This window comes from Pseudomonas sp. SO81 (genome assembly GCF_030374125.1).
In the GTDB taxonomy this organism is placed as follows: domain Bacteria; phylum Pseudomonadota; class Gammaproteobacteria; order Pseudomonadales; family Pseudomonadaceae; genus Aquipseudomonas.
Genome location: NZ_CP126126.1, coordinates 160,764 through 173,207, shown reverse-complemented (window position 1 = coordinate 173,207; position 12,444 = coordinate 160,764). Strand labels below are relative to the sequence as shown.

Sequence of the window (12,444 nt, the reverse complement as noted above, 5' to 3'; positions counted from 1 at the left end):
TCACTTGGCCGCCATGCGCAGCGCGCCATCCAGGCGGATGACCTCGCCGTTGAGCATGGCGTTCTCGACGATATGGCGGACCAGCGCGGCGTACTCGGCCGGCCGGCCCAGGCGCGGCGGGAACGGCACGTTGGCGGCCAGGGAGTCCTGCACCTCCTGGGGCATGCCGGCCATCATCGGCGTCTCGAAGATGCCCGGCGCGATGCACATCACGCGAATGCCCGAGCGCGCCAGATCACGCGCCGTCGGCAGGGTCATGGCGGCCACGCCGCCCTTGGAGGCCGAATACGCGGCCTGGCCCATTTGCCCGTCGAAGGCCGCCACCGAGGCGGTGTTGATGATCACGCCGCGCTCGCCATCGGCGTTCGGCTGGTTCTGCGCCATGGCCTCGGCGGCCAGGCGCAGCATGTTGAAGCTGCCGATCAGGTTGATCTCGATGGTGCGACGGAAGCTGTCCAGGCCATGGGCGCCGTTGCGCCCAATGACCTTCTCGGCCGGCGCCACGCCGGCGCAGTTGACCAGCCCGTGTACGGCGCCGAAGGCCTGCAGCGCATTGGCCACGGCGGCGCGGCCATCGGCCTCGCTGCTGATATCGGTGCGCAGGAAGCGCGCCCGCTCGCCCAATGCGGCAGCCGCCTTGGCGCCGGCCTCGGCATTGATGTCCAGCAGCAGCACCCTGGCGCCCTGACCGACCAGCTCACGCGCAGTAGCCAGGCCAAGGCCCGAGCCGCCGCCGGTGATCAGGAACACGGAATCTTCGATACGCACAAGCCAACTCCTCACCCAGCATGAATGTCGATCGGACGCACCGGCGAGGCCGGAGCCCGAGATTGACAGTCAGACTGGCACAGGTTTACGTTAACGTAAAGGTAAACGAGAGTCGGCCATGTCCATCACCTATTCCATCTCCGATCTGGCCCGCGAGCTGGACGTCACCACCCGCGCCATCCGCTTCTACGAGGAGCAAGGCATGCTGGTGCCCGAGCGCCGCGGCCAGGAGCGCATCTACCGGCCCAAGGACCTGGTGACCCTCAAGCTGATCCTGCGCGGCAAGCGCATCGGCTTCTCGCTGGCCGAGTGCAAGGAGCTGATCGATCTCTACGACCCCAGCAGCGGCAACCGCAAGCAGCTGGAGACCTTCATGGCCAAGATCGCCGCCCGCCGCGCGCAGTTGGAGCAGCAGCTGCTGGACATCGAACAGATGCAGCTGGAGCTCGACACGGCCGAAGAGCGCTGCCTGGCAGCACTGGCAGAAACCGTTTCAGATCAAAGCGTTACTTCCTGAACTTAATCCAATAATTCACAGGTGGAACTCATGAGCTACCCAACCCTCAACTTCGGTCTCGGCGAGACCATCGACATGCTGCGCGACTCGGTACATCAGTTCGCTCAGGCCGAGCTGGCCCCGCGTGCGGCGCAGATCGACCGCGACAACGAGTTCCCCATGGACATGTGGCGCAAGTTCGGCGATATGGGCCTGCTCGGCATGACCGTGGAAGAGGAATACGGCGGCACCAATATGGGCTACCTGGCTCACGTGGTGGCGATGGAAGAGATCAGCCGTGCCAGCGCCTCGGTCGGCCTGTCCTACGGCGCGCACTCCAATCTGTGCCTGAACCAGATTCGCAAGAACGGCACCCACGAGCAGAAGGCCAAGTACCTGCCCAAGCTGTGCTCCGGCGAGCATATCGGCGCCCTGGCCATGAGCGAGCCCAATGCCGGTTCCGACGTGGTGTCGATGAAGCTGCGCGCCGAGAAGCGTGGCGACCACTACGTGCTCAACGGCAACAAGATGTGGATCACCAACGGCCCGGACGCCAACACCTACGTGATCTACGCCAAGACCGACATCAATGCCGGTTCGCGCGGCATGACCGCGTTCATCGTCGAGCGCGACTACAAGGGCTTCTCCCGCCACCAGAAGCTGGACAAGCTGGGCATGCGCGGCTCCAACACCTGCGAACTGGTGTTCGAGGACGTGGAAGTACCGGAGGAAAACGTCCTCGGCGGCGAAGGCCGCGGCGTGGCCGTGCTGATGAGCGGCCTGGACTACGAGCGCACCGTGCTCTCCGGCGGCCCGACCGGGATCATGAGCGCCTGCCTGGACGTGGTGCTGCCCTACGTGCACGAACGCCAGCAGTTCAAGCAGTCGATCGGCGAGTTCCAGCTGGTGCAGGGCAAGCTGGCCGACATGTACGCCGGCATGAACGCCTCCAAGTCCTACCTGTACACCGTGGCCAAGGCCTGCGACCGCGGCGAGGAATCGCGCAAGGACGCCGCCGCGGTGATCCTCTACACCGCCGAGATGGCCACCAAGATGGCCCTCGACACCATCCAGCTGCTCGGCGGCAACGGTTACACCAATGAGTACCCGGCCGGCCGCCTGCTGCGCGACGCCAAGCTGTACGAGATCGGCGCCGGCACCAGCGAGATCCGCCGCATGCTGATCGGCCGCGAGCTGTACAACGAGACGAAATAACTTTCAAACAACGCCGACATTCCCCTCTCCCATTTATGGGAGAGGGCTAGGGAGATGGGCTCTGAGTCGCCAGTTCACCCCTCTCCCCCGGCCCCTCTCCCGCAAGCGGGCAGAGGGGAGATAACAGCAGAATCGGAGCGCGCCAGATGGCCATCCTGCATACCCAGATCAACACCCGCTCGCCGGAGTTCGCCACCAACAGTGCGGCCATGCTCACCCAGGTCAGCGACCTGCGCGCCCTGCTCGCCCGCGTCCATGAGGGCGGCGGCGCCAAGGCCCAGGAACGCCACACCTCGCGCGGCAAGCTGCTGCCGCGCGAGCGTATCAACCGCCTGCTGGACCTCGGCTCGCCCTTCCTCGAAGTCGGTCAGCTGGCCGCCCACGAGGTGTACGGCGAAGACGTGCCGGCCGCCGGTGTGGTCGCTGGCATCGGCCGCGTGGAAGGCGTCGAGTGCATGATCATCGCCAACGACGCCACGGTGAAAGGCGGCAGCTACTACCCGCTGACGGTGAAGAAGCACCTGCGCGCACAGACCATCGCCCAGCAGAACCGCCTGCCGTGCATCTACCTGGTGGACTCCGGCGGCGCCAACCTGCCGCGCCAGGAAGAGGTTTTCCCGGACCGCGAGCACTTCGGCCGCATCTTCTTCAACCAGGCCAATATGAGCGCGATGGGGATTCCCCAAATCGCGGTCGTGATGGGTTCCTGCACCGCCGGTGGCGCCTATGTGCCGGCGATGAGCGACGAGACCATCATGGTGCGCAACCAGGCCACCATCTTCCTGGCCGGCCCGCCCCTGGTGAAGGCCGCCACCGGCGAGGTGGTGACTGCCGAGGAACTCGGCGGTGCCGATGTGCACTGCAAGACGTCCGGCGTGGCCGACCATTACGCCGAGAACGACGAGCATGCCCTGGCCTTGGCCCGCCGCTGCATCGCCAACCTCAACTGGCGCAAGCTCGGCCAGCTGCAGACCCGCGCCCCGCTCGCCCCGCTGCACAGCAGTGATGAGCTGTACGGGGTGATCCCGGCCGACGCCAAGCAGCCCTTCGATGTGCGCGAAGTGATCGCGCGCGTGGTCGACGGCAGTGAATTCGATGAGTTCAAGGCGTTGTTCGGCACCACCCTGGTGTGCGGCTTCGCCCATATCCACGGCTATCCGGTGGCGATCCTCGCCAATAACGGGATCCTGTTCGCGGAAGCCGCGCAGAAAGGTGCGCACTTCATCGAACTGGCCTGCCAGCGCGGCATCCCGCTGCTGTTCCTGCAGAACATCACCGGCTTCATGGTCGGCAAGAAGTACGAGGAAGGCGGCATCGCCAAGCACGGCGCCAAGCTGGTCACCGCCGTGGCCTGCGCCCGGGTACCGAAGTTCACCGTGATCATCGGCGGCAGCTTCGGCGCTGGTAACTACGGCATGTGCGGCCGTGCCTACGACCCACGCTTCCTGTGGATGTGGCCCAACGCGCGCATCGGCGTGATGGGCGCCGAGCAGGCTGCAGGCGTCTTGGTGCAGGTCAAGCGCGAACAGGCGGCCCGCGCCGGCCATCCGTTCAGCGACAAGGAAGAGGCGCGCATCAAGCAGCCCATCGTCGCCCAGTACGAACAGCAAGCCCATGCCTACTACTCCAGCGCCCGCCTGTGGGACGACGGTGTGATCGACCCGGCGCAGACCCGCGACGTACTCGGCCTGGCCCTGTCCGCCAGCCTCAATGCGCCCATCGAGCCGACCCAGTTCGGCGTATTCCGGATGTAAGCCATGACCGACTTCATCACCGTACAGCTGGAAAAAGACCCGCGCGGCTTCGCCACCCTGTGGCTGAACCGCCCGGACAAGAACAACGCCTTCAACGCCGAGATGATCCGCGAGCTGATCCTCGCCATCGATGCGATCGGCGCCGACAAGACCTTGCGCTTCCTGCTGCTGCGCGGGCGCGGCAGGCACTTCTCCGCCGGCGCCGACCTGGCCTGGATGCAGGCCTCGGCCAAGCTCGACTACAACGCCAACCTGAATGATGCCCGCGAGCTGGCCGAGCTGATGTACAACCTCAACGCCCTGAAGATCCCGACCCTGGCCGTGGTCCAGGGCGCGGCCTTCGGCGGTGCGGTGGGCCTGGTCAGTTGCTGCGATATGGCCATCGGCGCGGACGACGCGCTGTTCAGCCTGTCCGAAGTGCGCATCGGCCTGGCCCCGGCGGTGATCAGTCCCTTCGTCGTGCAGGCCCTGGGCGAGCGCGCCGCGCGCCGCTATGCGCTGACCGCCGAGCGCTTCTCCGGCAGCCGCGCCCGCGAGCTGGGCCTGCTGGCCGAGGCCTACCCGGCCGCCGAGCTGGCCGCCCAGGTCGAGAGCTGGATCAGCAACCTGCTGCTCAACAGCCCGCAGGCCATGCAGGTGAGCAAGGACCTGCTGCGCGAGGTCGGCAGCGGCGTGCTCAATCCGCCGCTGCGCCGCTACACCGAGAACGCCATCGCCCGTATCCGTGTCAGTCCCGAAGGCCAGGAAGGGCTCAACGCCTTCCTGGAAAAACGCACGCCCGCCTGGCAGGAGCCACAAGCATGAGCCGCAAGCACATCGACACCCTGCTGGTGGCCAACCGCGGCGAGATCGCCTGCCGGGTGATGCGCACCGCCAAGGCCCAGGGCCTGAAGACCGTGGCCGTGCACAGCGCCATCGACGCCAACGCCCGCCATGTGCGCGAAGCCGACCTGGCGGTGAACCTCGGCGGCGCCAAGCCGGCCGAGAGCTATCTGCTGATCGACAAGATCATCGCCGCGGCCAAGGCCAGCGGCGCCCAGGCCATCCACCCGGGCTACGGCTTCCTCTCTGAGAACGCCGGCTTCGCCCGCGCCATCGAGGCCGCCGGCCTGGTGTTCCTCGGCCCGCCGGCTTCGGCCATCGACGCCATGGGCAGCAAGTCCGCGGCCAAGGCACTGATGGAAGACGCCGGCGTGCCGCTGGTGCCCGGCTACCACGGCGAAGCCCAGGACGTGGAAACCTTCCGCGTCGCCGCCGAACGCATCGGCTACCCGGTGCTGCTCAAGGCCGCCGCCGGTGGCGGCGGCAAGGGCATGAAGGTGGTCGAGCGCGAAGCCGAGCTGGCCGAGACCCTGGAATCTGCCCAGCGTGAGGCCCAGTCCTCCTTCGGCGACTCGCGCATGCTGGTGGAGAAATACGTGCTGCAGCCGCGTCATGTGGAGATCCAGGTATTCGCCGACAGCCATGGCAACTGCCTGTACCTCAATGAGCGCGACTGCTCGATCCAGCGCCGCCACCAGAAGGTGGTCGAGGAAGCCCCTGCCCCAGGTTTGAGCCCCGAGCTGCGCCGCGCCATGGGCGAGGCGGCGGTCAAGGCCGCCCAGGCTATCGGCTATGTCGGCGCCGGCACCGTGGAGTTTCTGCTCGATGCCCGCGGCCAGTTCTTCTTTATGGAAATGAATACAAGGCTCCAAGTTGAACACCCGGTCACCGAGGCCATCACCGGCCTCGACCTGGTGGCCTGGCAGATTCGCGTCGCCCGTGGCGAAGCCCTGCCGATCACCCAGGACCAGGTGCCGCTCAATGGCCACGCCATCGAGGTGCGTCTTTACGCCGAGGACACCGACCACGACTTCCTCCCCGCCTCCGGCGACCTCAAGCTATATCGCGAACCGGCCGCCGGCGAAGGCCGCCGCGTTGACAGCGGTGTAGCTGAAGGCGACACCGTCTCGCCCTTCTACGACCCCATGCTCGGCAAGCTGATCGCCTGGGGCGAGGACCGCGAACAGGCTCGCCAGCGTCTGCTGGCCATGCTGGAAGAGACCGCCGTCGGCGGCTTTGCCAGCAACCTGCCCTTCCTCCGTCGCGTGCTGGCCCATCCGGCCTTCGCCAGCGCCGAGCTGGATACCGGCTTTATCGCCCGTCACCAGGCGCAGCTGCTGCCGGCCGTGACTGAACTGCCGAGCGAGTTCTGGCAACTGGCCGGCGAAGCCTGGCTGCAGAGCGAGGCGCTGCGCCGCAGCCACGAGGACTATCACTCGCCCTGGAGCGGCAACCTCGGCTGGCGCGCAGGCCTGGCCAGCGAGACCGACCTGCAGCTGAGCTGCGGCGAGCAGCGCCAGACCGTGCACCTGCGCGGCGCGCTGCAGTCGCAGCTGCTGGGCGAGCAATTGTGGATTGAGCAGGACGGCCTGCGGCGCAGCTACCGCGCCATCCGCCAGGGCGACGCACTCTATCTGGAATGGCAGGGCCGCCTGCACGAGGTGCGCCGCGTCGACCCGATTGCCGAGGTCGAGGCCAGCCACGCCCAGCACGGCGGGCTGACGGCGCCCATGAACGGCAGTATCGTGCGCGTGCTGGTCGAACCCGGCCAGCGGGTTGAGGCCGGCGCCGCTCTGGTGGTGCTGGAGGCCATGAAGATGGAGCACAGCATCCGCGCGCCCCACGCCGGCATAGTCAAGGCGCTGTATTGCGCCGAGGGCGACATGGTCGGCGAAGGTGCCGCCCTGGTAGAGCTGGAAGAGGCCTGAGGGCCACCCACGAAGCGAGAGAGAACGCGATGAACCTGCCGCAACACGTCCGCCTGGTCGAAGTCGGCCCGCGCGACGGCCTGCAGAACGAGAAACAGCCGATCAGCGTGGCCGACAAGGTGCGTCTGACCGACGACCTGAGCGCCGCCGGCCTGAGCTATATCGAGGTGGGCAGCTTCGTCTCGCCCAAGTGGGTGCCGCAGATGGCCGGCAGCGCAGAGGTGTTCGCCGGCATCCAGCACAAGCCCGGCGTGGTCTACGGCGCGCTGACGCCCAACCTCAAGGGCTTCGAGGCTGCGGTCGAGGCCGGCGTGAAGGAAGTAGCGGTATTCGCCGCCGCCAGCGAGGCCTTCTCGCAGAAGAACATCAACTGCTCCATCGCCGAGAGCCTGGAGCGCTTCGTGCCGGTGATGGAAGCGGCCAAGGCCCACGGCATCAGCGTGCGCGGCTATGTCTCCTGCGTGCTCGGCTGCCCCTACGAAGGTGACGTGGCGCCGGAGCAGGTCGCCGCCGTGGCGCGCGAGCTGTTCGCCATGGGCTGCTACGAGGTTTCGCTGGGCGACACCATCGGCACCGGCACTGCCGGCAGGACCCGCCACATGTTCGAGGTGGTCGGCCGCGATATCCCGCGCGACAAGCTGGCCGGGCATTTCCACGATACCTACGGCCAGGCCCTGGCCAATATCTACGCCAGCCTCCTGGAAGGCATCGCGGTGTTCGACAGCTCGGTCGCAGGCCTGGGCGGCTGCCCCTACGCCAAGGGCGCCACCGGCAACGTCGCCACCGAGGACGTGCTCTACCTGCTGCAGGGCCTGGGCATCCACACCGGCATCGACCTGGACAAGCTGATCGACGCCGGCGCACGCATCTGCCAGGTGCTCGGCAAGGACAACGGCTCGCGCGTGGCTCGCGCCCGCCTGGCGTCGCGCTGAACGCCAGCGCTGCGACCAAGGTCAGATTGCCCGATGACCAGCGCCGGTTAAGCTCCACCCCTCTTACCGCCTGCAGAGATCGCTGATGAAAGACGCCTCCACCCTGCGCGACTACCAGCACGTGCGCCTGCTGGCGATCCGCTCGCTGTTCGAGATCGTCGAGCAGTCCAGCGAGGGCACGGTGATCGTCGACAAGGACGCGCGCATCGTCTGGATGAACGAGCGCTACGCCCGCCGCTATGGCCTGGACGACGCCAGCCAGGCCATCGGCCAGGAGGTGGAGAAGGTCATCCCCACCAGCCTGCTGCGCCAGGTGGTGGAGACCGGCGAGCCGATCCTGCTGGACATGCTCGATACTCCCGGCGGCCCGCTGGTGGTGATGCGCCTGCCGGTGCACGACGACGCCGGCGCGGTGATCGGCGCCATCGGTTTCGCCCTGTTCGACCAGCTGCGCAACCTGGCGCCGCTGGTGACCCGCTTCATGCAGATCCAGGAGGAGCTGGCCTCGACCCGCTCGTTGCTGCAGGCGCGCCAGGCCAAGTACAGCTTCGCCCACTTCATCGGCGCCAGCGCCGCCAGCCTGGAGGTCAAGCGCCGTGCCCGCCGCGGCGCGGCCAGCGAGTCGCCGGTGCTGCTGCTCGGCGAGACCGGCACCGGCAAGGAACTGCTGGCCCACGCCATCCACAGCGCCTCGCCGCGGGCGCACAAGCCCTTCGTCAGCGTCAACTGCGCGGCGATCCCGGAGACCCTGCTGGAGGCCGAGTTCTTTGGCACCGCGCCCGGCGCCTTCACCGGCGCCGACCGCAAAGGCCGCCCCGGCAAGCTGCAGATTGCCCAGGGCGGCACGCTGTTCCTCGACGAGATCGGCGACATGCCCTTGGCCCTGCAGAGCAAGCTGCTGCGCGTGCTGCAGGAGAAGGAGTTCGAGCCGGTGGGCTCCAACGAGGTACGCCGCAGCGACGTGCGCCTGATCGCCGCCACCTCGCTGGATCTGGAGGCCGCCGTGCAGGAAGGCCGCTTCCGCGCCGACCTGTACTACCGCCTAAACGTCCTGCCGATCCAGCTGCCGCCGCTGCGCGAACGCCTGGACGACCTGCCGGCGCTGTGCGAGGCGATCCTCGACGAGCTGCCTGGCCACCACGAGCTGGACGCCGAGGCGCGCGCCCTGCTGGCCAGCCATGCCTGGCCGGGCAATATCCGCGAGTTGCGCAATGTGCTGGAACGCGCGGCCCTGCTCGGCGATGAACCTCTATTGGGTGCCGGCGCCCTGCGCGCGGCCATTGGTCGCCTGGTACCGCTACCCAGCCAGGTGGCGCCGGCCGCACTGGCGATTCCGCTCGGCGATTTCCACAGCGCCCGCGAGGCCTTCGAGCGTCAGCTGATCCAGGCCGCACTGGTCGAGCAGGCTGGCAATGTGGTCGAGGCCGCCAAGCGCCTGGGCCTGGGCCGCTCGACCCTGTACAAGAAGATGGTCGCGCTGGGCATTTCGTCTTGATAAAGAGACAAGTCTCAATAAAGAGACTTTTCAGCCGTACCAGTTTTTTCGGCTTTCCGCCCGGGATCGCCGGCCGCCGTGTCTCAATTACGAGACAAACGCTGCAGCCGAATCTCTCGAAAAACGTAGAAAATCCTTATAAATCAGCATCTTGTATTGTTGGCATAGAACTGGCTAAAGGCCTTGCGCGGCCAGACCGCAGCCGAAATAACAACAATACCGCTGCACGTAGCACGAACTTTGCTCCCGGGACGCCACGGCACCGTCTCCGTTCGCTACGCCGCCGCGCCAGGAGATATCCGATGAGCAAACTCCCGCTCAGCCATGCCGTCGCCCTCGCCACCCTCGGCGGTATCTGCACGTCCAGCCAGGCCGCCTTCCTCGAAGACAGCAAAGCCAGCCTTGAGCTGCGCAACTTCTATTTCAATCGCGACTTCCGCCAGGACGACGCCAGCCAGTCGAAACAGGAAGAGTGGGCCCAGGGCTTCCTCCTGCGCTACGAATCCGGCTTCACCGAAGGCGCCATCGGCGTCGGCGTGGACTCCCTCGGCATGCTTGGCGTCAAGCTCGACTCCAGCCCCGACCGCGCCGGCTCCGGCCTGCTGCCGCGCGACAAGGAGAGGGTCGACGGCGCCCAGGACGAATACGGCGAGCTGGGCCTGACCGCCAAGTTCAAGGCCGGCGCCAGCGTGCTCAAGGTCGGCACCCTGCTGCCCAAGCTGCCCACCGTGCTGGCCAACGACTCGCGCCTGCAGCCGCAGACCTTCCGCGGCGCGCACCTCAACTCCACCGACATCGCCGGCCTGACCCTCGATGCCGGCCAGCTGCGCCAGGTCAGCCAGCGCGACTCATCCGACAGCGAGGACATGACCGTCACCAGCGGCAGCGCCCGTGGCATCGTCGCCAGCGGCGACAGCGATCGCTTCGACTTCGCCGGCGCCAGCTACAAGTGGAACGACCAGCTCACCACCGGCTACAGCTACGCCAAGCTCGACAAGCTCTACGACCAGCACATCGTCAACCTGACCCACCTGCTACCACTCGGCGCAGGCCAGTCGCTGAAGAGCGACCTGCGCTTCGCCCGCTCCGACGACGACGACCACAGCAACGTCGACAACCGCGCCTTCGGCGCCATGTTCACCTACGGCCTCGGCGGCCACGCCTTCGGCCTCGGCTATCAGCGCATGAGCGGCGACACCGGCTTCGCCTACATCGGCGGCACCGACGCCTTCCTGGTCAACTTCGTGCAGATCGGCGACTTCGCCAACGCCGAGGAACGCTCCTGGCAGGCGCGCTACGACTACAACTTCGCCGCCATCGGCATCCCCGGCCTGACCTTCATGACCCGCTACCTGTCCGGCGACAACATTGAGCTGGGCGCCGGCAAGCCTGAGGGCAAGGAATGGGAGCGCAACAGCGACATCGCCTACGTGTTTCAGGACGGCCCGCTGAAGAACTTCGGCATCAAATGGCGCAACGCCACGCTGCGCTCCAGCCACTTCGGCAATGACCTGGACGAGAACCGCCTGATCCTCAGTTACGTGCTGCCGCTCTGGTAATGGACCAGCAAGCCCCCGACGTGACCCAAGACAACAAGATCGCTGCGCGTGAACGCCACGCCGCAGCACAGGAGATAGCTCCATGAGCGTGATCATCGCCCTCGCGGCCCTTGCCCTGCTGATGTTGGCCGCCTACCGCGGCTACAGCGTCATCCTCTTCGCCCCCATCGCCGCCCTCGGCGCCGTGCTGCTCACCGACCCGTCCGCCGTGGCGCCCGCCTTCACCGGCGTGTTCATGGAGAAGATGGTCGGCTTCATCAAGCTGTATTTCCCGGTGTTCCTGCTCGGCGCCGTGTTCGGCAAGCTGATCGAGCTGTCCGGCTTCTCGCGCTCCATCGTCGCCGCCGCCATCCGCCTGCTCGGCACCGGCCAGGCCATGCTGGTGATCGTGCTGGTCTGCGCCCTGCTCACCTACGGCGGCGTGTCGCTGTTCGTGGTGGTGTTCGCCGTGTACCCGTTCGCCGCCGAGATGTTCCGCCAGAGCAACATCCCCAAGCGCCTGATCCCGGCCACCATCGCCCTCGGCGCGTTCAGCTTCACCATGGATGCCCTGCCCGGCACCCCGCAGATCCAGAACATCATCCCCACCACCTTCTTCGGCACCACCTCCTGGGCGGCGCCTTGGCTGGGCGTGATCGGCACCCTGTTCGTGTTCAGTGTCGGCATGCTCTACCTGAGCCGTCAGTTGAAGAAAGCCAAGCGCAATGGCGAGGGCTACGGCACCGAGCTGCGCAACGAACCGGAAACCGCCGAGGACATCGCCCTGCCCAATCCCTGGCTGGCGCTGTCGCCGCTGGTGCTGGTGGGCCTGTCCAACCTGTTGTTCACCCGCTGGATTCCGGAGATCTACGGCAAGACCCACAGCCTGCAGCTGGCCGGCATGGCGCAGCCGGTGACCAGCGAAGTGGCCAAGCTGACCGGCATCTGGGCCGTGCAGGCGGCGCTGCTGCTGGGCATTCTGCTGGTGCTGATCTGCGGCTTCCGCGCGATCAAGGTCAAGCTCGCCGAAGGCACCAAGACCGCGGTCGGCGGCGCGCTGCTGGCGTCGATGAACACCGCGTCGGAATACGGCTTCGGCGCGGTGATCGCCTCCCTGCCCGGCTTCCTGGTGCTGGCCGATGCGCTGAAGAGCATCCCCAACCCGCTGGTCAACGAGGCGGTCACCGTCACCCTGCTGGCCGGCATCACCGGTTCGGCCTCGGGCGGCATGAGCATCGCCCTGGCGGCCATGTCCGATACCTTCATCGCCGCCGCCAACGCCGCCAATATCCCGCTGGAAGTGCTGCACCGCGTGGCCTCGATGGCCTCCGGCGGTATGGACACCCTGCCGCACAACGGCGCGGTGATCACTCTGCTGGCAGTCACCGGCCTGACCCACCGCGAGGCGTACAAGGACATCTTCGGTATTACCCTGATCAAGACCCTGGCCGTGTTCGTCGTGATCGGCGTGTTCTACGCCACCGGCATCGTCTAAC

General features: G+C 66.9%; 9 protein-coding genes and 1 pseudogene. 9 read left to right on the top strand and 1 reads right to left on the bottom strand.

Features of this window, described 5'->3' with window-relative positions:
* Positions 1–768, bottom strand: a complete 768-nt coding sequence (locus tag OH686_RS00850) for a 3-hydroxyacyl-CoA dehydrogenase (RefSeq protein WP_289535757.1) — start codon at positions 766–768, stop codon at positions 1–3.
* 118 nt (positions 769–886) lie between these two features.
* Between OH686_RS00850 and OH686_RS00845 the strand changes: the two genes are divergently transcribed.
* The 9 genes and pseudogenes from OH686_RS00845 to OH686_RS00805 all read left to right on the top strand — a co-directional run bounded on the left by OH686_RS00845 (position 887) and on the right by OH686_RS00805 (position 12,443).
* Positions 887–1,285 (top strand): MerR family transcriptional regulator, encoded by a 399-nt coding sequence (locus tag OH686_RS00845; RefSeq protein ID WP_043307280.1) that lies wholly within the window; start codon positions 887–889, stop codon positions 1,283–1,285.
* Between the two features lie 30 nt (positions 1,286–1,315).
* Entirely contained in the window at positions 1,316–2,479 is a 1,164-nt protein-coding gene (locus OH686_RS00840) for an isovaleryl-CoA dehydrogenase (RefSeq protein WP_289535754.1), read from the top strand.
* A 146-nt stretch (positions 2,480–2,625) separates the two neighbouring features.
* Positions 2,626–4,233, top strand: a complete 1,608-nt coding sequence (locus tag OH686_RS00835) for a carboxyl transferase domain-containing protein (RefSeq protein ID WP_289535753.1) — start codon at positions 2,626–2,628, stop codon at positions 4,231–4,233.
* Positions 4,234–4,236: 3 nt separating this feature from the next.
* On the top strand, positions 4,237–5,037 hold the full coding sequence (locus tag OH686_RS00830; RefSeq protein WP_289535751.1) for a gamma-carboxygeranoyl-CoA hydratase: 801 nt from the start codon (positions 4,237–4,239) through the stop codon (positions 5,035–5,037).
* On the top strand, positions 5,034–6,983 hold the full coding sequence (locus tag OH686_RS00825) for an acetyl/propionyl/methylcrotonyl-CoA carboxylase subunit alpha (protein WP_289535750.1): 1,950 nt from the start codon (positions 5,034–5,036) through the stop codon (positions 6,981–6,983). The genes OH686_RS00830 and OH686_RS00825 overlap by 4 nt, the downstream gene beginning before the upstream one ends.
* A gap of 29 nt (positions 6,984–7,012) precedes the next feature.
* Entirely contained in the window at positions 7,013–7,915 is a 903-nt protein-coding gene (locus tag OH686_RS00820; protein ID WP_289535749.1) for a hydroxymethylglutaryl-CoA lyase, read from the top strand.
* Positions 7,916–8,000: 85 nt separating this feature from the next.
* Positions 8,001–9,438: pseudogene (locus tag OH686_RS00815) on the top strand (sigma-54 interaction domain-containing protein); the annotation flags it as partial.
* 274 nt (positions 9,439–9,712) lie between these two features.
* Positions 9,713–10,969 (top strand): OprD family porin, encoded by a 1,257-nt coding sequence (locus OH686_RS00810; RefSeq protein WP_289535747.1) that lies wholly within the window; start codon positions 9,713–9,715, stop codon positions 10,967–10,969.
* Between the two features lie 82 nt (positions 10,970–11,051).
* Entirely contained in the window at positions 11,052–12,443 is a 1,392-nt protein-coding gene (locus OH686_RS00805) for a GntP family permease (protein WP_289535745.1), read from the top strand.
* Position 12,444 lies beyond the last annotated feature (1 nt).